Origin of the sequence: Salipiger sp. PrR003 (assembly GCF_010500785.1) — a bacterium.
In the GTDB taxonomy this organism is placed as follows: Bacteria; Pseudomonadota; Alphaproteobacteria; order Rhodobacterales; family Rhodobacteraceae; genus Salipiger; species Salipiger pacificus_A.
In genome coordinates this window covers 1-18,508 of record NZ_JAAGOV010000038.1, presented here as the reverse complement: position 1 = coordinate 18,508, position 18,508 = coordinate 1, and the positions used below count along the sequence as shown (strand labels likewise).

The window sequence follows — 18,508 nt, the reverse complement described above, 5'->3', positions numbered from 1 at the left end:
CAAGGTGGGTCTGCGATGATCCATAAAGGAGGACGGTCATGTCGGAAATTATCACGGTCGGGCTCGATCTTGCGAAGAATGTCTTTCAGGTTCATGGAGCCGACGCCGCTGGCCGGGCGGTGCTGCGCAAGAAGCTGAGAAGAGACCAAGTCGCGACATTCTTCGGACAGCTGCCGGCCTGCGTTGTCGCGATGGAAGCCTGTGGCGGTGCGCATTTCTGGGGCCGGGAGATCGGCAAACTTGGCCATGATGTAAGGCTCATCCCACCGGCCTATGTGAAGCCTTTCGTGCGCTAATGGAGAGGTGTGCATTATTTTACGAATGGCTTCACGTAAATGGGCGGGATGAGCCGGACCACATGACCCAAGCGGGCAATCTCCCGCCCCCAGTGGTGGGAGCTTGCGCACGCCTCCATCGCCACAATGCACCGCGGTTGCTCTGCAAGCGCTCCGAGCAGCTTTTCGCGCGTGAGCTTGCGACGAAAGGCTACCGTCCCGTCGGCACGGGCGCCGTGGAGCTGGAAATTCCGCTTGGCCAAATCAATCCCGATAATGCTGACATCTTCCATGGTCATCCTCCTCAACCTCTCCTCCATCAGTATACCGATCATTCGGTGAGAGCCGGGAGGGGGCGTCCACCCCATCGGGTTGCGAGAACCAACCTGAACCGAGGATTACACCCGATGACCAAACCCATGATGGACCTCCGTGCGCTCATGGAGAAGAGCGCAGATGCGGACCTGCTGCGCGAGATGATCGGCTTTGCGGCTGAGCGACTGATGGAACTGGAGGTGGGCGCCAAGACTGGTGCCGATTACGGCGAGAAGAGCAGCGACCGGCTGGCGCAACGCAATGGCTACCGCGACAGGGATTGGCAGACCCGGGCGGGCAGCGTCGAGCTGCGTATCCCGCGCTTGCGTACCGGGTCGTACTTCCCGTCTTTCATCGAGCCACGGCGTTCCGTCGAAAAGGCGCTGACGGCAGTCATCCAAGAAGCCTACGTCCATGGCGTTTCGACGCGGTCGATGGATGACCTCGTGCAGGCCATGGGCGGGACCGGAATCTCGAAGAGCCAGGTCAGTCGGCTCTGCGAAGAAATCGACGAGCGGGTCGATGCCTTCCTGACGCGGCCGATCGAGGGCGAATGGCCCTACCTCTGGATCGATGCCACCTACCTCAAGGTGCGCCAGGGCGGTCGCATCGTCAGCGTCGCCGTCACCCTCGCGGTCGGCGTCAACACGGATGGCAGGCGCGAGGTGCTGGGCATGGCGATCGGTGCGTCTGAGGCCGAGCCCTTCTGGACCGAGTGAGAGTGTCAGATCTTCTGTGTATGAGTGATCCGGTCCATGCTTCTTCGAAAGGAAGCATGCATGACAATTTCCAAGGAACTACTGGATGAACTGCTGAAGGGCGTGGAGCGTCCTGAGGACCTGCTCGGCGAGGCCGGGCTGATGAAAGAGCTGAAGATCAAGCTCATGGAGCGGATGCTGGGCGCCGAGCTGACCGCGCATCTGGGCTATGAAGAGGGCAAGGAGGTTCCACCGGGCCAGGGCAACCGCTGGAACGGCACCTCGACCAAGGTGCTGAAGGGACAGGACGGAGAGATGCCGGTGGCGGTGCCCCGCGACCGCGACAGCAGCTTCGAGCCCGAACTGGTGAAGAAGGGCCAGACCCGGATCGACGGGATGGACGACAAGATCATCGGGCTCTATGCCGCCGGGCTGACGGTGCGGGATATCCAGGCCCATCTGCTCGATCTCTACGGTCTGAAGGTCTCGCCCGACCTGATCAGCCGCGTGACCGACGCCGTTCTGGACGAGGTCCGGGAATGGCAGAGCCGGGCGCTGGAACGAATGTATCCGATCGTGATCTTCGACGCGCTACGGGTGAAGATCCGCGATGCCGACAGCCGGACGGTGAAGAACAAGGCCGTGTATGTCGCCTTGGGCGTTACCCGCGATGGCCAGCGCGAGGTTCTTGGCCTCTGGATCGCCGAAAATGAAGGCGCCAAATTCTGGCTTTCGGTGATGAACGAGCTGAAGAACCGCGGCACCCAGGACATTCTGATCGCGGTCGTGGACGGTCTGAAGGGCTTCCCCGAGGCCATCACCGCCGCCTTCCCGGAGGCCATGGTCCAGACCTGCATCGTGCATCTGGTGCGCCACAGCCTGAACTTCTGTTCCTGGAAGGACCGGAAGGTGGTGGCTGCCGACCTGCGCCGGATTTACAGCGCCCCGACCGTCGATATGGCCGAGGCCGAGCTCGATGCCTTCGAGGAGAAATGGGCCGGGAAATACGCTTCCATTGCCCCGGCCTGGCGCCGGGCATGGCAGGAGGTGATCCCGTTCTTTGGTTTCGATCCCGCGATCCGCAAGATCATCTACACCACGAATGCCATAGAAAGTCTGAACCGCGTCATCCGGAAATCCATCAAGACACGGGGCTCGTTCCCGACCGACGAGGCCGCGACCAAGCTGATCTACCTCGCCATCCGCAACTTCGAGAAGGATGGCCGAAACGTCAGGGAATGGCTTGCGGCCCGCAATCAGTTCGCCATAATGTTCGGCGAGCGCTTCGACGCTTGAATATCCAAAACCGCATGGATCGGCACGGATACACAAAGTTCAGGACACTCCCGACCGAGTTCCTCCGCGACCTCGTCCGGCGTGGCCTTAAAGGCGTCAAGTTGGTCATCTCGGACGCGCACGAAGGCATCAAGGCGGCCACCGCCCGCGTCCTGTCGACCACCTGGCAGCGCTGCCGGGTTCACTTCCAGCGCAATGCCCTGGCCCATGCAGGCAAGAGTAGCCGTCGGGTCGTGTCAGCCTTCATTGCAACTGCCTTTGCGCAACCCGACCACGCGGCGGCCAAGGCCCAATGGCGCCAAGTCGCGGATCAGATGCGACCGAAGCTGCCAAAGCTTGCGGTGCTTATGGATGGTGCCGAAGAAGACGTCCTCGCCTACATGACCTTTCCCCAGCAGCACAGGACGAAGCTGCACAGCACGAATCCAATCGAGCGCCTGAACGGCGAAATCAAGCGGCGCACCGACGTTGTGGGCATCTTTCCGAACGAGGCATCCATCCGACGCCTCGTCGGCGCTATCCTGATGGAACAGACCGAAGAATGGACGGTGCAGCGCGGCCGGTACATGACACTGGAAACGCTAGCCCCGGTCTGCGATGATGTCGTGGTCAGCCTGCCTGCAGCGCAGCGCGACTGACCAGCTCGGCCCGCCGGTGAGCGCGAGGCCCATGAGGAGCTACACCACTTCACGGGACATCATCGTTGCACACCGTCGATACGCTGCTTCAGCCAATTGACGCCTGCTTGCATATCCAGATCGCGACCTACCTCTGTCGGGTAGTCCAAAACGCTTGGATCCTCAGCCAGCAGGCGGTCAAGGTCGCGCCGCAGCGTCGCGGCGAACGCGTGGGTTCGGCCCACTGGCGGATTGTTCATCCCGAGGTCGAGAGTCACCTTTCTTTTTACGTATGTATTCGTGCTCTGAGGGAATACTTGCGGCGCATCTGGCGGCCAGAGGGCGAATGTCCCCCGCCCGGCGCGGGCCCGTATCAGGCCGCGCTGGCGCGCCTCGGCAAATGCCCGGGTGACCGTTGTAAGATCGACCGACAAGTCCCGCGCTATGGCGCGTTGGGATGGGAGGAGCGTACCGGGCTTTACCCGACCTTCCAGAATATCCTGCTCCAGCGCCTCGACGATTCCAAGGTACTTGCTTCTCGATGACTTGAGAATTCTGGGGTGCCAGGAGGTCATTTTCGACTCACGGTATGCATACAATGCTTGGATAGTATGCATTAGCGTCCATACTATCAATCGACATAGGAGCTTCAAAACGCCGCAGTTCAAGATCTCGGCGGCGCACAATTTTAGGAGTTCTCTTGGATCAGGTGATTTTTTCGTTTCTGTACCGAGCGCTATCCGCTCACCGCCTCCTGCGTTTTGGAAAGCCATCTCCATCTCAGCATCCATGCACAAGCCATCAAAGATGAGGATAGACTTGCTTTGTATGCCTATTGTACATACCCATCGCCACAGAGGCACCCTGCGTTGCACCGCCAAGGAGATCAGCCATGACCGACGCAACTCCGTTCACCAAACTCCTCGAAGAGTTGAAGCTGGATGGCCGCTACCGGACCTTCCCTCAGCTCGAGCGGATCGCCGGCGCCTTTCCCATGGCGCGCTGGTACGGATCCGGCGGACAAAGCAGGGCCGTGACAGTGTGGTGCAGCAACGATTACCTCGGCATGGGGCAGCATCCCGACGTTCTGTCCGCGATGCACGAGGCATTGGACCTCTCCGGCGCGGGCTCGGGTGGTACGCGAAATATCTCGGGCACGGGCCGGCAGCATGTCGCACTGGAAACAGAGCTTGCCGATCTTCACGGCAAGGAAGCAGCACTGCTGTTCACCTCCGGCTGGATCTCAAACCTTGCGGCACTCGGCACACTCGGGTCTGTTTTGCCTGGGTGTGTGATCTTCTCAGACGCTCAGAACCATAATTCGATGATCGAAGGCATCCGGCGCTCCGGCGCGGAGAAGCGGATCTTCCGCCACAACGACATTGCCCACCTCGAGGAACTTCTCGCCGCTACAGATGCGGACCGACCAAAGCTGATCGCCTTCGAGAGCGTCTACAGCATGGACGGAGATGTCGCGCCGATCCGAGAGATTTGTGACCTTGCAGAAAGATACGGGGCTCTGACCTACCTCGACGAGGTGCACGCTGTCGGCCTCTACGGACCACAGGGTGGCGGCATTGCTGAAAGCGAAGGCATCGCTCACCGCCTGACGCTCATCGAAGGCACGCTGGCAAAGGGTTTCGGCGTGATCGGCGGCTATGTGACCGGGCCCGAGGCACTGATAGATGTCATCCGCAGCGTCGCAAACAGCTTTATCTTCACCACATCGCTTTGCCCCCACATCGCCGCAGGCGCGCTCGCCTCGGTCCGGCATGTCCGCACCCGCGAGGACCTCAGACAGAAGCAGGCCCAGATTGCGGATGCCCTGAAGCTCGAGCTTCGGCAGGCCGGCTTTCCGGTGATCGAGGCAAGCACCCACATCGTGCCGCTGGTTGTGGGGGAGGCGCATCTTTGCAAGGCGATCAGCGATCGCCTCCTCGAAGACCACTTGATCTACGCGCAGCCGATCAATTACCCGACAGTTGCCGTCGGGCAGGAAAGGCTGCGCCTCACCCCCACCCCCTTCCACACCGAGCGCCACATCCGCGAGCTGGTAGACGCGCTCATCCAAGTGAGTGCGGAGCTGAACTGGTCGCGCGCGGGCGAAGCAGCCGCCCCACGGAGAGTGGCATGATATTCCAAGCTCACCACCCAATGGCCAAAACCATATCCGAAAGCGCTGCCGGCGCTTATGCGCTCGGACCCGCGGGCTACCCCCAGGCCGAGCGTGGAGACGACCTTGCCGAAAAGCAGAAGGTCACGCTCTGGACCTCAGGCGACGCACTTGGCATTGCCGGCATGTCAGCGTTGCATCGCGCAATCTCCGACGGGGTAGAGTTTCACGGCACGGGAAACGGAGCAGAACTTCCCGACTCACACCCTGCCCGGCTCGCTGCGGAACAGTGCCTGGCACACTGGCACAGACAGCCGGCTGCTCGTGTCTTCCTCGGCGGCAACGGCATTCTAACTTCGCTCGCCCACGCGCTCCGCGAAGCAGCGGGTCCATACAACAACCTGCTCTCGGATACGGTGCCGCATCCCCTCGCATGGGCGAGCCTACCCGTAACACGCTTCGATCCGAGCGACCCCGAGAGCCTCGTCAATGCACTTGAGACCTTGGGTAAGGAGCGCCCTGTGCTCGTCGTGCTGGAGACCGTGAGCTCGCGTGACGGCTCCATCGCACCGCTGCCCGACATTTGCTCCGCCGCCGAAGCCAACGGCGCCCTCGTCATTGTTGATGAAACCCACGCGTGCGGCGCATATGGACCCTCGGGTGCGGGTATCGCCACCGATCAGGGCTGCGCTGAGCGTATCTCGCTGCTCTGCAACGCGGGCTCGGGCTCTCTGGGTCTTCCGCTGGGCTATTTGGCCGGTGACGCGCAGCTTCTTGAATTGGTCACGGCGCAAGGCGGCTCCAACTCAACCGCGTGCCCGTCAGCCTTCTTGCTGGACGCGCTGCCGACCGCCATAGGTCTGGTGCAGAAGCGCGACGACCTTCGCGCCAGGCTGGCCGCGCTCTCCCGCGAGTTGCGCGCGGCTCTGGCCTACCTCGGCCTTCCGATCTCGACTGGATCGTCGCACGTGATTTGCATCGAGGTGGGCGATCCCAGGCAAACCCGGCTCGCGACCAGCCTGTTGCGAGACCACTACGGCATTCAGGTCACTCCCGTCCTGCCTCCCGAGGTCGCCCCCGGACAGGAACACCTTAGGATCATCTGCTCGGCACGTCACACCAGCGACCATATTGAGGCCCTCACGCTTGGACTTGAAACCCTTGCAACCGAAATGGGCTGGCTTGGCTGAATCGCCATCAGGAGAAAACCATGACTGACACACATTCCACGACCGACAGAAACATGAAGCTCGCGCTCACACGCGGGCTGAGACTCCGCTGCCCTCGGTGCGGCGAGGGCAAGTTGTTCAAGGGTTATCTAAAGGTTGCCGACTGCTGCGAGGCCTGCGGCCTGGATTACACCCACCAGCGCGCCGATGACGGACCAGCCTACGTGGTCATTCTGATCGTCGGGCATCTCGTCGGATTTACACTGCCTGTCATGTTCGAGTGGATGCGGGACAACCCTGCCCTGCTGGCAGCCTCCGTCTCTGCGCTCGCGATCGCGCTCTCTTTGCTCATGCTGCCGCGGGTCAAGGGCGGTTTCGTCGCCTTCCAGTGGGCCAAAGAGATGCACGGCTTCTAGGCCCCGCCCCTCAGCCCATGAAGGCGTTGGGCGCGAGCGCATTTCCGAGGAAGTACAAGTTCTCGCGCAGCGTCTCGCGACTTGTCGATCCGCCAAGGCAGACCCGCAGCTTCTCGCCGGGCTGACCCGCGATGGTGAAGGCATCCGAGGGCATCAAGCCCAGATGCCGCCCAGCCATGCGCGCCACGATATCCGCACGACCGGCGCCCTCGGGAAGGGTCAACCAGATATTGAAGGCGTTCTCGGCGGACAGGAAATCGGCCCCCTCCAGCGCTTCGCGGGCGATGGCCTGGCGCGCCGCGCTCTCGGCACGGATGAAGCGACGAATGCCGTCGGCGGTGCCATCCTCGATCCATTGTGTCGTCAGCGCCATCGACAGTGGCGAAGGCATCACAGACAGCGCCCGGATCGCCTGCGCAAGCCGAAAGGCACAGCGCGGCGAAGGGGCGATGGTAAAGGCCAGCCGCAGCCCTGCCCCGATGCATTTCGCCAGCCCGCCGATGTGCCATGTGAGATCCGGCGCCGAGAGCGCGATGGGTGCCGGCGACTTTGCTGGAATGAAGCCATAGGCGTCATCCTCGATCAGCGTGAGCCCCTCGGACCGCAGTACTTCGGCCAGCGCCAGCCGGCGCTCGACCGGGATGGTCAGCGTGGTCGGATTCTGAAGCGTCGGGTTGAGGTAGAGCGCCTTGGGGCGGTGCTCGGCGATGGCTGCGCTCAGAGCCTCGGGCGTGACACCCTCCGCATCCATGTCGAGGCCGATAAGCGTCACACCAAACCGCGCCGCTATATTGCGGATGCCGGGATAGGTGACACGCTCGCACAGCACCGAGTCGCCGGGCTTGGTGATGATCGACAGGATCGCGGCCATGGTGGCATGTGCGCCCGGCGTCACCGCGATGCGTTCCATCGAAGGCACCATGCCGCGCATGCTGAGCCAACTCGAGGCGGCAGTCCGGTCGCGCTCGGAGCCGATGGGGGACTGGTAGCGCAGCAGGTCCACGAGATTGGCTGCCACATAGTCGAGCCCGCCCTTCATGCGGCCTATGAGGTCGGGATCCGTCGGTTCCGGCGGCATGTTCATCGACAGATCCTCCGCGCGCTTGCGCTCGGGATCCGCGGCGGGCGCCGACGCGCGCTCGGAAATGAAGGTGCCGCGACCGACATGACTGTCGACCAAGCCGCGCGCCTGCGCCTCGGAATACGCGCGCGAGACGGTGGTGAAGTCGATACCGAGACTGGCGGCCAGGCTACGCTGTGGCGGCAGACGGTCCCCGCCGCTCAGAAGACCCGCCTCGATATCGCGCGCAATCGCGTCAGCGATCGCGAGGTAGCGAGGCTTTCCTGTATCGTTCAGCTGCGGGGACCAATCAATCATCTGCATCCACTCCTGTTGGGCAACAGCCCTACCGGATTGATTCTGGAAATTGAAGGGTCATTGTATGCAAATTCCTGAGAGTCGCGCGAATATGACACATCATCTCAGGACAGTTTCGCCTCCAAAATGCACAGGGCCAGGGGGAACCGCGTAAATGCTACGCGAAATGCATGAATATTGCCATGTTTATTGTATGCAAATTGAACTGCGTATTGAGTGCATATCTCACCGCCCTGCATCCTGCCTCTACGAAGCGACATGGAGAGCAAGATGCCTAAGGTTACCAAAGAAGCACACAAGGACGGAGACTTTTTCGTCGACTACGAGGAAAAGGTCTTTGAAGACGTCAAGGCCGACGAGGGGGAGAAGGCACTTGTGACCTTCCACACCGTTGCCTTCGAGGGCTCGATCGGCCTCGTCAACATTCTCAATGCAATCCGCCTCAATCGCAAAGGCTATGAGACGTCGATCCTGCTCTACGGCCCCGGCGTGACCCTTGGCATCCAGCGCGGTTTCCCGGCGCTCGGCGACGAGGCCTTCCCTGGCCACCAGAACTTCGCGGTGAACCTCAACAAGTTCATGGGTGAAGGAGGCAAGGTCTACGCCTGCCGCTTCGCGCTGCAGGCGCTCTACGGCCACGGCGAGCCCTCGCTTCTGCCCGGCATCACCCCCATAGCGCCGCAGGACGTGCTCGACTGCATCCTGCTGCACAAGAAGGCCAACGCGGTGATCCTCGACACCTGGACTGTCTGACGAGAACGCCGTGTTCCACGTCCGGGGGCGTCCACTCCGCCCCCGGACGCCGGGCCAATCGCCCCCCCCGGCCCGGCCCCTTTTTCCGACGTCTGCAGAGGCAAGCCCATGCGAACCGACACCATCCGCGCCGCCGCCGTCCAGATCGCCCCGGACCTCTCGGGCCGCGCCGGCACCATCGAGCGCGTGCTCAACGCGATCGCCGAGGCTGCGGGCAAAGGCGCGCAGTTCATCGTCTTCCCCGAGACCTTCGTGCCCTACTACCCATATTTCAGCTTCGTGCTGCCGCCCGTTCAGCAGGGCGCGCCGCATCTGCAACTGATGCAGGAGGCCGTGGTTGTCCCCTCGCCCGAGACGCAGGCCGTGGCCGATGCCGCCCGCAAGCGCGGCGTCGTGGTGGTGCTGGGGGTGAACGAGCGTGATCACGGCACGCTCTACAACACCCAGCTCATCTTTGACGCCGACGGCACGCTGGCGCTGAAACGGCGCAAGATCACCCCCACCTACCACGAGCGCATGGTCTGGGGTCAGGGCGATGGCGCCGGGCTCAAGGTGGCCGACACGAAGGTGGGCCGCGTCGGGGCGCTGGCCTGCTGGGAGCATTACAACCCGCTCGCCCGCTACGCGCTGATGACCCAGCACGAGGAGATCCACGCCGGCCATTACCCCGGCAGCCTCGTGGGCGACATCTTCCGCGACCAGATCGAGGTCACCATGCGCCACCACGCGCTGGAGTCGGGCTGTTTCGTGGTCAACTCTACCGGCTGGCTCACCGAGGAGCAGATCGCCCAGATCCACCCCGACCCGAAGCTGCAGAAGGCGATGCGCAGCGGCTGCATGACTTGCATCATCTCGCCCGAGGGTCGTCACCTCGCCGAGCCGCTGACCGAAGGCGAAGGCATCCTGATCGCCGATCTCGACATGAAGCTCGTCGCCAAGCGCAAGCGCATGATGGACAGCGTCGGGCATTACGCCCGGCCCGAGCTTTTGTCGCTGGTGCATGACACCCGCCCCGCCGTCACCCGCCACTTCAGAGAGGCCGCGCACGTGACGCCTAAGAGCACGTCCATGGCCGAGCCCGAACCCCAGCCCGAGGAGGGCCGCCCCGATGCTTGATCACGCCCAGCTCATCAACGAGCTTCAGACACACGGCATGCGCCTCGTCGATCCGCGCGCCGGGCAGGAAAGCCGCCGTGGCGGCGCGGGCCCGTCGGACCACAAGGCGATCACCATCGGCGCGCGCACGGTGATGATCCCGGTCCACACCGCGCCCAGCTTCGACAGCCCCTACATGGTCTCTGCCCCCGACGACACCGGCGAGGCCCGCGTCACCCGCGACGGCACCGAGGTGGCGACCGTGCGCTTCCCGACCCGCGCGAAGTTCTACCAATTGAAGACCGCGGATGGCATTCCCTACAGCCACATCGCCGCGCTGCATTCCAGGGACGTGCTGGCGACCACGGTGCTGCAGACCTGCATCCGCTACGAAAGCCGCAAGAAGACCTGCCAGTTCTGCTCGATCGGGCAAAGCCTCGCGGCGGGCCGCACCATCGCCCATAAGACGCCCGCGCAGCTTGCCGAGGTTGCCAAGGCGGCGGTGGAATTGGATGGCGTCACCCATATGGTGCTGACCACCGGCACCCCGGCAGGCAAGGACCGCGGGGCCAAGGTGCTCTGCGAGAGTGCCGAGGCGATCAAGGCTGCCGTCGATCTGCCGCTGCAAGGCCAGTGCGAGCCACCCGAGGACGACGCCTGGCACCAGCGCATGTATGACGCCGGGATCGACACGCTCGGGATGCATCTCGAAGCGGTAACGCCCGAGGTGCGCGCGCGCATCATGCCCGGCAAAGCCTCGGTTCCGCTGGAGAAATACTTCGCCAGCTTCGAGGCAGCGGTGAAGATCTTCGGGCGTGGTCAGGTCTCGACCTACATCCTTGCCGGCCTTGGCGACACGCGTGAGGCGATCCTCGAGGTGGGCGAAAAGCTCTGCGCCATGGGCGTCTACCCTTTCGTCGTGCCCTTCGTGCCGATCTCGGGCACGCCGCTGGAAAGCCACCCGGCGCCGTCGTCCGAGTTCATGGCCTCGATCCTGCAGCCGCTGGGCCAGATGATCGCCCACGCCGGGATTAGCTCGGCGGACATGAAGGCGGGCTGCGGCAAATGCGGCGCCTGCTCGGCCCTGTCGAGCTATGAGAAACTGAAGGTGCCTGCAGAGGGGACGGCGCAGGAGAAAGCCCTGGGAGCTTCGGCATGATAGAGCTCGAGCAGCGCCTGTTCAGCAGCCCGGGCTATTACATCCGCGCCGCCTCGAAACGCTTCGAGGCCGAGGGCGCGGCGGGCCTGCGCCACCGGGTGTTTGTCGAGGAGCAGGGCATTTTCCCCACCCACGACCGCGAAGACATCGACCTCATCGCCACTCACCTCGTCGCATTGTCGACTTATGCGCATGAGGCCGATCAGGTGGTCGGCACGGTGCGCATCCACGAAGAGGCGCCGCGCCTTTGGTGGGGCTCGCGGCTGGCGGTGGACAGCGACTTCCGCGCCGTCGGGCGGCTCGGCGCCGAGCTCATCCGGCTGGCGGTCTGCACCGCCAACGCCCGCGGCTGCGACCGCTTCCTCGCGCATGTGCAGATGCAGAACGTCACGCTCTTCCGCCGCCTGCGCTGGCGACCGCTGGAAGAGGTGACAATCCATGGCACACCTCACATGAAGATGGAAGCGGATCTGGGCCACTACCCGCCCTGCGCCGATCCGGTCACGGGCTGGTACCACCGCCCCCGCACCCGCGAGCCGCGCACATGAGCGAGGACGATATCTCTGCGCTTGCCGAGCGCCTGCGCACTCACCCCTCGATCCGCTCGAAGCTGGGTATCGCGCGGGCGACGCGGGCGCTTGGCCTCACCGCCGCCAGCGCTGGTCGCCCGGGAGATGATGCCGCCGCCCTGCCCCGCGACGGCGGCTACGACCTGCTGGCGGGCGAGGGTTTCATCCCCGCCTTCATCGAGGACGATCCATGGTTCGCCGGATGGTGCGCGGTGATGGTGAACCTGTCGGACATCGCAGCCATGGGCGGGCGCAGCGCCGCCGTGGTCGATCAGATCTGGGCCCCGAGCGGCGAGGCCGCCGCGCCGCTGCTGCAGGGGTTGCGCGATGCCTCCGCCGCCTATGGCGTGCCGCTGGTGGGCGGGCACACCAACCTTTCCGCCCCGGCGCTCGGCCTCGCGGCCTCGGTCTTTGGCAAGGCGCAGCGGCTGATCACCAGCTTTCACGCCGCGCCCGGCGATCTGCTGATCGCTGCCGTGGATCATCGCGGCAGCTACCGCAACTTCGACAATTTCTGCGCGGCGCTGGAAGCCCCGCCCGACCGGCTGCGCCGCGATCTTGAGCTGCTGCCGCAACTTGCCGAAAGCGGGCTGACCCGCGCCGGCAAGGACATCAGCCAGGGCGGCATCATCGGCACCGCGCTGATGCTGGCCGAATGCTCGGGCGTCGGGATCGACATCGACCTTCCCGCCCTCGTCCCGCCGCCGGGCGTGTCGATCGAGCGCTGGCTGCGCAGCTTCCCCAGCTTCGGCTTCCTGCTGGCAGTTGCGCCCGAGAATGCCAACGCCGTCTGCGCCCGTTTCTGCGCGCGCGGCATCGACGTCTGCGCCATCGGGCGTGTCACGGACGGGTCCGCCGTGACCCTCGGCGATGGAGCCGAAAGCGCGCTCTTCTGGGACCACGCCCAAACACCCTATCTCGATCTTGGAGCCTGCCATGCCTGAAACATTTTGGACCGTCCGTTGGCCCGACGGCGCCGAGGAAAAGCTCTACTCCCCCTCCAGCGTCGTCGCCGAGGTCTTCGAACCCGGCCAGAGCTACCCGGCAGACGCCTTCCTGCAGCGCGCCCGCATCGCCATGGAGCGCGCTTCGAACCGGGTGCAGCGCAAATATGGGTTTGCCTGCAGTTCAGCCATGGATCAGCTCGACCGGATCGAGGCCAAGCTCGCGACATTCATGGATCAGGAGGGCGCCGAGATCGCCTGCCTGCACATCTCTCAATGAGGATGGAAACGATGAAAGACACCCAGACCCCGCATATCCCCGTGGTGATCGTCGGCGGCGGGCAGGCGGGCCTGTCGACCGCCTACTGCCTCAAGATAAAGGGGATCGAGAGCATCGTCTTCGAGCGGCACGAGAAGTTCCATTCGTGGCGCAAGAGCCGCTGGGACAGCTTCTGCCTCGTCACCCCGAACTGGCAGTGCCGCCTGCCCGATTTCCACTACGACCGCGAGTATGGCGGCACCGATCCAGATGGTTTCATGCTAAAAGACGAGATCACCGACTACGTCGATGCCTTTGCCGCGATGGCGCAGCCCGACCTGCGCGAGAACGTCGAAGTGACCCGCGTGGTCCCGGACGCTGAAGGCGGCTTCACCGTCGAGACCTCGATCGGCACATGGACCTGCGATCAGGTGGTGATCGCCACCGGCGGCTACGACACGCCGATCGAGCCGCCCTACGCCAAGAACCTCTCGCCCGAGGTCTTCCAGATGCACTCGGCCGACTACCGGAACGTCGACCAGTTCCCCGAGGGTGGCGTGCTGATCGTCGGCACCGGCCAGTCGGGCGTGCAGCTGATGGAGGATTTCTGCCGCGCCGGACGCGACGTGCACCTCGCCGTCGGACCCGCGCCGCGCAGCCCGCGCAAGTATCGGGGCCGCGATGCCACCGACTGGCTTTATGACGCCGGGCACTATGCGATCACCATCGCCGAGCACCCCGACCCGGTGAAGGCGCTGACCCAGACCAACCACTACATGTCGGGTCGCGACGGTGGCAAAGAGATCGACCTGCGCCGCTTCCACGTCGAGCAAGGCGTCGAGCTTTATGGCTCTCTGGCGGATATGGACGGGACCACGGTGAAATTCCTGCCCGATCTGACGAAGAACCTCGACGACGCCGACCGCTCCTACGTCGGCATCCGCACCCAGATCGATGCCTATATCGCCCGCGAAGGCATCGACGCGCCAGAGGAGCCGACTTTCGAGAAGCTCTGGAAGCCGCAAGCCGAACGCACCGAGATCGACCTTGCCGAGGCAGGCATCACCTCGGTGCTTTGGGCCATCGGCTTTCGTCCCGACTATTCGTGGATCGAGGCGGATGTCTTCGACGCCCGCGGCAAACCCATCTTCGACCGCGGCGTGACCGAACACCCGGGTCTGCATTTCATCGGGCTTGGCTGGCTGAACACCTGGGGCTCGGGGCGCTTCCTTGGCATCGAGGAAGACAGCCGTCACCTCGCCGGGCAGATCGCGGCGCAACTGGCCGGCGCGGCGCAGCGGGCGGCGGGCTGATGCTGGATGTGGACACCACAGGGGTGGGGGTGCTCACCCGCCAGCGCCTCGGGATGCAACAGCTTTCGCCGCACGGGCTATCCGAGACATGGGCGCTCGGCTTTTGCGGGGACATCCATTGGCAACTGCTTGCGGCGGCGCTGGGACAGGAAGGATTCGGATTCCGCACCGCCGATGGCCGCCCTATCTACGCCGCCTTCTGCGCGACCCGGATCGAGCTGCCCCGGTCGCGAGACCTGCTCGGCGCCGAACTCGACATTCGCTCGCGCCTCGCCAGCTTGGGCGGGGCTTGCATCGGCTCGCGTCACGAGTTTCGGCAAGGCGGGCAAGTGATCGGCTCGCTATTGATGCTGTCGACCTTCGTCACGCATGACGAGACCGGCTCCAATCGCCGGATCGTGCGCGCGATGCCGGAGCGCGATTGCATGCTGCCCGAGGCCGGGGTCGAGTTAAAGGAGTTGGATGCGCGGGCAAGGAGTGTGTTGCGCACGCTGCGGGGGCAGCGGGTCGACGAGGGCGTCAGGCTCACGCCAAGCCCGAGCCTAGATTTCAACGCTGTTGGTCTGCTCTACTTCGTAAGCTTCACCCGACTTGCGGAGAGCGTGTCGAATTCCGTCGACCGCGTCCGTGCAAGGGAGATCATCTACCTTGGCAACCTCGATCAGGGCGAGACCGTCAAGGTTCTGCAAAACGGTACCGAGGCGCTGGTGGCGCGTGAGGACGGCAAGATCATTGCCCATGTCACGGCCGCTCGAGAGGCGCAATGCCACAGCCTTGCCCTTGAAGAGCGGACCGAGGCACCGGGCGCGCAGATTCAGCCTGAAGAGCGTCGCTGACACCAAGCACCACCATTGCTGCGCTAGAAATTGTCTCGGCTCCATAGACCTGGGACGAATTCCGCGGCCACGCGCGCAAACTGCCTGGCAAGCGCTTCGGCTTCCCTTGGAACGTCTCGCCCGGGCGCGCGCCTGGACCGACACTACCGCCTCCGGCGCGGCATCCATCAGGGGCTCGCAAGGCGGTCCAGTCACCAAGCCCGAGAGGTCTCGCGTCGCGGCCGCGCAGGGCGGACCTGCCTGGCTGTGCCCATATTGATTGGCCGGCAACACCGACGCACTGATCGCCAAAGCCCGTGCAAGTGGTTCTCTGCGGATCAGGTGCAGCTCGCGCCTCACCTCCCATCATCCATTCAATACATAGTTTCCCAAGAAATTGTCTGCATTATAGCTCGGAAGGGTGCGGCAAAATGGCCCTGACTTCTCTGAAAATCCTGCGTTAATCCTGATTTTAGTAAATATTTCAGCTCCTTAAGACTGCCTTGTATTTGTATGCCAATTCAATACATACATTATCACAACATCATGACTTGAAGCGACACTTACCGTATGGCTATCACGCCTCATCTTGAGGGTGACCAACTCCCAACCACGCGCAGGTCTGGCCGCCCTCGCCCGGCGCTTGGGTCACGCGTGTTTCTCAGCAGGCGCCACACCAAACTGGAAGTGAAGGCAAACTATGATTTGGGTTCCCATCGCGCTCGGGCTGTTCAAGTTCACCGTTCTAGGTGCAACCTTTGTCCTATGCATCAGGGCGCAACGCGAGGGAGAGCGAGAGGATGAAGAGCGAGAGGAAGCCAGACGGCAGCAGCTGCTGCTTGCGGAGTCCGCCTCAGAAACGGATTTGAAGGTCGCAGAATGATGTCATGGGTTTGTAGTCCCGTTGGACAAGACCACCGGCGATAGCCATCGCAGGGTTGCTCCAAGATCATTTTCCTCGATCGGCTCGGCACTCCGTGGATAGGCCTTCGACCCGAAGTTGATCGCCCGCCAGTCACTGGCGAACCAGGTGCCGAGCATGGCGATCGAGGTCGCGGCTCCCTCGCAGGACGAGAGGCCCTGCTCGAAGTAGCGGATCTTGTGCCGCTTCCAGATCGCGCCCCTCACCCAGACCCGTGGCGGCGTCTCATCGGCCGCGTCACAGTCGGCCGGACACAACGAGTCTCTTCGCTGGCGCTGCTGCTTCCGAGATCGCTGCTCGCGCTGGCCGCCTGTCCATTGCCGTCGCCGCTCGCTTGATCCCGCCCGGTCGCGGCGCCAGCCCGCCGATACCTCTCATCTCTCTCCGCACGACCTCTCACTGGCGCCTTTGACCATATAGCCCAATGTACCGCGACGATGCGGCGGCTTTGGGAGGCCCAAACTTCAGATAAATTGAAAATATGTCACATTGGGCATTTGAGCGGTTGCGCGCCGGAGCAATTCGAAAAGCGAAAACGAAACGAAATCCGTTTTGCCATGAGAACGGAAAGCACCCGGTGCTTTCTCCCTCTGGCGCATACCTGCTCCGCACAAGACTGCCGGTTCTCCGGTTCCAAAAATGGGCCAGACGTGGTGCCGGCCTCGTCGAAGCCAAGGCTCGGGCAGGCTCGCAAGGGCGACAGCACCTGCGCTGTCGGATATGTTCGCACACAGCGCTGCCCCGTCAGCCGTTCTGCCAGCAAGTCGATGTGATCGACGTAGCCCGACCCTCTTGGAGGTTGCCGATTTCCAATCGAAACTGAACCGGGCGCGGAGATCAGAAATCGAAACTGTCGATGTCCCGGATGTAGGCCTCGAAGAAGTCGGTGAAGGTGCCGACCAGCGGCGGCAGTTTCTCGTAGGGTGGATAGTAGAGCATGAGGTTGAGCGGCGGCAGCTGCCATCCCGGCAACACCAGCTCGAGCGCGCCGGAGATCAGCCCTTCCCGCACCAGAAAATCGGGCAGGTTGACCATGCCGTTCCCCGACAACGCCATCTCGTAGAGGAACTCGCCGTTGTTCGAGGTGACTCCGGTCCCGGCGCGCAGCGCCCGGCGCTGGCCGCCGCGGGTGAAAGTCCAGGTCTCGGCCGCGCCCCCATGGCCATAGGACAGGCAGTGTTCGGGCAGCAGATCGTCGGGGGACTCCGGGCGCGGGATGCGCTCGAAGAGCGAGGGCGAAGCGACCACCTGCCGGGGTACCTGACAGATCCGCCGCCAGATCGTCGACTTGTCCGCCGGCGGATCCGAGATGCGGATCGCGAGATCGCAGTTGGCGTCAAGGATATCGACCAGCACATCGGTCAGATGCACGTCGAGTGCGATATGCGGATAGGCCAGCCGGAAGCTCGCCACCAGACCCGGCATCAGCCGCATGCCGAACGACATCGGCGCGTTGATCGCCAGCCGCCCCCGGTCGGGCCTCGTGGTGCGCGTGACCTCCTCGGTCACCCTGTCGAACTCTTCGAGCACCGGGCGGTAGCGCGCCGCGACCATCGCCCCTGCCCCGGTGAGCGAGACCTGCCGCGTCGTGCGCAGCAGCAATTGCTGGCCGAGGTCTTCCTCGAGCTGGGCGATGATCCTGGTGATCGAGGCCGGCGTCATCCGAAGGCTGCGGGCCGCCCCGGCGAAACTGCCCTGCTCGATGACTTCAAGAAAGACCCGGATCGGCTTTATGGTCTGCATCGCGCCAGATTGTTTCGATCCGGCGTAATAGTAAATGCCCGCGAGTTTCTATTCTTGAAAATTATCCTAGCCCCTATCTTGAATGCAACAGACACAGACTCGATGGAGATCGAGATGATCACGGACATCAAAGGGCTGCACCACGTCACCTCGATGGCGGCGGACGCGGCCGACAACAACCGCTTCTTCACCGACACGCTCGGCCTGCGCCGGGTCAAGAAGACCGTCAACTTCGACGCGCCCGAGGTTTACCACCTCTACTACGGCGACGAGATCGGCACCCCCGGCTCGGTGATGACCTATTTTCCCTTCGGCCAGATGCCCCGCGGGCGTCGCGGTACCGGTGAGGTCGGCGTGACCGAGTTCGCCGTGCCCGAGGGCGCGCTCGGCTACTGGAAGGACCGGCTCGCCGCCAGGGGCGCGACCGGGCTGACCGAAAGCAGCTTCCTCGGCGAAACCCGGCTGGAGTTCGCCGGCCCCGATGGCGACGGCTTCGCGCTGGTGGAGAGTGCCGATCGCGGCCGCACCGCCTGGACCGGCGCCGGCGTATCCGAAGAGGCCGGAATCCTCGGCTTCCACGGTGCCCGGATGCGGCTGCGCGACAGCGCCGCCACCGCCGAGCTGCTGAGCTTCATGGGCTACCAGAAGGACGAGACCGA

General features: G+C 63.7%; 16 protein-coding genes and 5 pseudogenes. 16 read left to right on the top strand and 5 right to left on the bottom strand.

What is annotated here, in order from left to right; translation table 11 throughout:
* Window positions 1–38: 38 nt before the first annotated feature.
* A pseudogene (locus G0D83_RS12000) lies at window positions 39–293 on the top strand (IS110 family transposase); the annotation flags it as partial.
* 20 nt (window positions 294–313) lie between these two features.
* Here the strand turns inward: G0D83_RS12000 and G0D83_RS11995 are convergent.
* Window positions 314–568, bottom strand: a pseudogene (locus G0D83_RS11995) (IS110 family transposase); the annotation flags it as partial.
* Window positions 569–682: 114 nt separating this feature from the next.
* Here G0D83_RS11995 and G0D83_RS11990 point away from each other — a divergent pair.
* The 3 genes and pseudogenes from G0D83_RS11990 to G0D83_RS11980 all read left to right on the top strand — a co-directional run.
* Window positions 683–1,306: pseudogene (locus G0D83_RS11990) on the top strand (IS256 family transposase); the annotation flags it as partial.
* 63 nt (window positions 1,307–1,369) lie between these two features.
* Window positions 1,370–2,584 carry an IS256 family transposase gene (locus tag G0D83_RS11985; protein ID WP_164193975.1) on the top strand — a complete coding sequence of 405 codons (1,215 nt, stop codon included), beginning with the start codon at window positions 1,370–1,372 and terminating at the stop codon, window positions 2,582–2,584.
* Between the two features lie 53 nt (window positions 2,585–2,637).
* Window positions 2,638–3,222 (top strand): annotated as a pseudogene (locus tag G0D83_RS11980) (transposase); the annotation flags it as partial.
* A 59-nt stretch (window positions 3,223–3,281) separates the two neighbouring features.
* Here the strand turns inward: G0D83_RS11980 and G0D83_RS11975 are convergent.
* Entirely contained in the window at window positions 3,282–3,776 is a 495-nt protein-coding gene (locus G0D83_RS11975) for a GntR family transcriptional regulator (protein WP_164193972.1), read from the bottom strand.
* Window positions 3,777–4,093: 317 nt separating this feature from the next.
* On the opposite strand from G0D83_RS11975, the gene hemA reads away from it, so the two are divergent.
* From hemA to G0D83_RS11960, 3 genes are read left to right on the top strand one after another with little or no spacing between them, the layout of a single operon-like run.
* Entirely contained in the window at window positions 4,094–5,335 is a 1,242-nt protein-coding gene (hemA, locus tag G0D83_RS11970) for a 5-aminolevulinate synthase (RefSeq protein ID WP_164193969.1), read from the top strand.
* A complete protein-coding gene (locus G0D83_RS11965) occupies window positions 5,332–6,504 on the top strand; it encodes an aminotransferase class I/II-fold pyridoxal phosphate-dependent enzyme (protein ID WP_164193964.1) in 1,173 nt (390 codons plus the stop codon). Before hemA ends, G0D83_RS11965 begins: the two co-directional genes overlap by 4 nt.
* A gap of 20 nt (window positions 6,505–6,524) precedes the next feature.
* The gene (locus G0D83_RS11960; RefSeq protein WP_164193960.1) at window positions 6,525–6,899 is read left to right on the top strand and encodes a DUF983 domain-containing protein; all 375 of its coding nucleotides are present in this window, start codon (window positions 6,525–6,527) and stop codon (window positions 6,897–6,899) included.
* A 10-nt stretch (window positions 6,900–6,909) separates the two neighbouring features.
* Here the strand turns inward: G0D83_RS11960 and G0D83_RS11955 are convergent, their stop codons facing one another.
* The gene (locus G0D83_RS11955) at window positions 6,910–8,277 is read right to left on the bottom strand and encodes a PLP-dependent aminotransferase family protein (RefSeq protein WP_164193956.1); all 1,368 of its coding nucleotides are present in this window, start codon (window positions 8,275–8,277) and stop codon (window positions 6,910–6,912) included.
* A gap of 270 nt (window positions 8,278–8,547) precedes the next feature.
* On the opposite strand from G0D83_RS11955, the gene G0D83_RS11950 reads away from it, so the two are divergent.
* The 8 genes from G0D83_RS11950 (at window position 8,548) to G0D83_RS11915 (ending at window position 15,205) form a co-directional block, all read left to right on the top strand.
* Window positions 8,548–9,030 (top strand): MSMEG_0572/Sll0783 family nitrogen starvation response protein, encoded by a 483-nt coding sequence (locus tag G0D83_RS11950; RefSeq protein ID WP_164193953.1) that lies wholly within the window; start codon window positions 8,548–8,550, stop codon window positions 9,028–9,030.
* 108 nt (window positions 9,031–9,138) lie between these two features.
* A complete protein-coding gene (locus G0D83_RS11945) occupies window positions 9,139–10,146 on the top strand; it encodes a Nit6803 family nitrilase (protein ID WP_235958053.1) in 1,008 nt (335 codons plus the stop codon).
* A complete protein-coding gene (locus tag G0D83_RS11940; RefSeq protein ID WP_164193950.1) occupies window positions 10,139–11,284 on the top strand; it encodes an MSMEG_0568 family radical SAM protein in 1,146 nt (381 codons plus the stop codon). The genes G0D83_RS11945 and G0D83_RS11940 overlap by 8 nt, the downstream gene beginning before the upstream one ends.
* Complete coding sequence (locus G0D83_RS11935; RefSeq protein ID WP_164193946.1) at window positions 11,281–11,832, top strand: MSMEG_0567/Sll0786 family nitrogen starvation N-acetyltransferase; 552 nt, start codon at window positions 11,281–11,283, stop codon at window positions 11,830–11,832. Before G0D83_RS11940 ends, G0D83_RS11935 begins: the two co-directional genes overlap by 4 nt.
* Window positions 11,829–12,797, top strand: coding sequence for a sll0787 family AIR synthase-like protein (locus G0D83_RS11930; RefSeq protein WP_164193943.1), 969 nt, complete (start codon window positions 11,829–11,831; stop codon window positions 12,795–12,797). Before G0D83_RS11935 ends, G0D83_RS11930 begins: the two co-directional genes overlap by 4 nt.
* Entirely contained in the window at window positions 12,790–13,077 is a 288-nt protein-coding gene (locus tag G0D83_RS11925; RefSeq protein WP_164193940.1) for an MSMEG_0570 family nitrogen starvation response protein, read from the top strand. Before G0D83_RS11930 ends, G0D83_RS11925 begins: the two co-directional genes overlap by 8 nt.
* Before the next feature lie 11 nt (window positions 13,078–13,088).
* Window positions 13,089–14,369, top strand: a complete 1,281-nt coding sequence (locus G0D83_RS11920; RefSeq protein WP_164193937.1) for an MSMEG_0569 family flavin-dependent oxidoreductase — start codon at window positions 13,089–13,091, stop codon at window positions 14,367–14,369.
* The gene (locus G0D83_RS11915; RefSeq protein WP_164193934.1) at window positions 14,369–15,205 is read left to right on the top strand and encodes a Pnap_2097 family protein; all 837 of its coding nucleotides are present in this window, start codon (window positions 14,369–14,371) and stop codon (window positions 15,203–15,205) included. Before G0D83_RS11920 ends, G0D83_RS11915 begins: the two co-directional genes overlap by 1 nt.
* 864 nt (window positions 15,206–16,069) lie before the next feature.
* Here G0D83_RS11915 and G0D83_RS11910 read toward each other — a convergent pair.
* Together G0D83_RS11910 and G0D83_RS11905 are read right to left on the bottom strand one after the other, a co-directional pair.
* The gene (locus tag G0D83_RS11910; protein WP_164193931.1) at window positions 16,070–16,363 is read right to left on the bottom strand and encodes a hypothetical protein; all 294 of its coding nucleotides are present in this window, start codon (window positions 16,361–16,363) and stop codon (window positions 16,070–16,072) included.
* A gap of 580 nt (window positions 16,364–16,943) precedes the next feature.
* Entirely contained in the window at window positions 16,944–17,849 is a 906-nt protein-coding gene (locus tag G0D83_RS11905; protein WP_164193927.1) for a LysR family transcriptional regulator, read from the bottom strand.
* A 114-nt stretch (window positions 17,850–17,963) separates the two neighbouring features.
* On the opposite strand from G0D83_RS11905, the pseudogene G0D83_RS11900 reads away from it, so the two are divergent.
* Window positions 17,964–18,508, top strand: a pseudogene (locus G0D83_RS11900) (VOC family protein); the annotation flags it as partial.

Excerpts from the sequence above, each read along its gene's own strand:
- G0D83_RS11985 (WP_164193975.1), top strand. The coding sequence starts at position 1,370 with ATGACAATTTCCAAGGAACTACTGGATGAACTGCTGAAGGGCGTGGAG.
- G0D83_RS11975 (WP_164193972.1), bottom strand. The coding sequence starts at position 3,776 with ATGACCTCCTGGCACCCCAGAATTCTCAAGTCATCGAGAAGCAAGTAC.
- hemA (WP_164193969.1), top strand. The coding sequence starts at position 4,094 with ATGACCGACGCAACTCCGTTCACCAAACTCCTCGAAGAGTTGAAGCTG.
- G0D83_RS11965 (WP_164193964.1), top strand. The coding sequence starts at position 5,332 with ATGATATTCCAAGCTCACCACCCAATGGCCAAAACCATATCCGAAAGC.
- G0D83_RS11960 (WP_164193960.1), top strand. The coding sequence starts at position 6,525 with ATGACTGACACACATTCCACGACCGACAGAAACATGAAGCTCGCGCTC.
- G0D83_RS11955 (WP_164193956.1), bottom strand. The coding sequence starts at position 8,277 with ATGATTGATTGGTCCCCGCAGCTGAACGATACAGGAAAGCCTCGCTAC.
- G0D83_RS11950 (WP_164193953.1), top strand. The coding sequence starts at position 8,548 with ATGCCTAAGGTTACCAAAGAAGCACACAAGGACGGAGACTTTTTCGTC.
- G0D83_RS11945 (WP_235958053.1), top strand. The coding sequence starts at position 9,139 with ATGCGAACCGACACCATCCGCGCCGCCGCCGTCCAGATCGCCCCGGAC.
- G0D83_RS11940 (WP_164193950.1), top strand. The coding sequence starts at position 10,139 with ATGCTTGATCACGCCCAGCTCATCAACGAGCTTCAGACACACGGCATG.
- G0D83_RS11935 (WP_164193946.1), top strand. The coding sequence starts at position 11,281 with ATGATAGAGCTCGAGCAGCGCCTGTTCAGCAGCCCGGGCTATTACATC.
- G0D83_RS11930 (WP_164193943.1), top strand. The coding sequence starts at position 11,829 with ATGAGCGAGGACGATATCTCTGCGCTTGCCGAGCGCCTGCGCACTCAC.
- G0D83_RS11925 (WP_164193940.1), top strand. The coding sequence starts at position 12,790 with ATGCCTGAAACATTTTGGACCGTCCGTTGGCCCGACGGCGCCGAGGAA.
- G0D83_RS11920 (WP_164193937.1), top strand. The coding sequence starts at position 13,089 with ATGAAAGACACCCAGACCCCGCATATCCCCGTGGTGATCGTCGGCGGC.
- G0D83_RS11915 (WP_164193934.1), top strand. The coding sequence starts at position 14,369 with ATGCTGGATGTGGACACCACAGGGGTGGGGGTGCTCACCCGCCAGCGC.
- G0D83_RS11905 (WP_164193927.1), bottom strand. The coding sequence starts at position 17,849 with ATGCAGACCATAAAGCCGATCCGGGTCTTTCTTGAAGTCATCGAGCAG.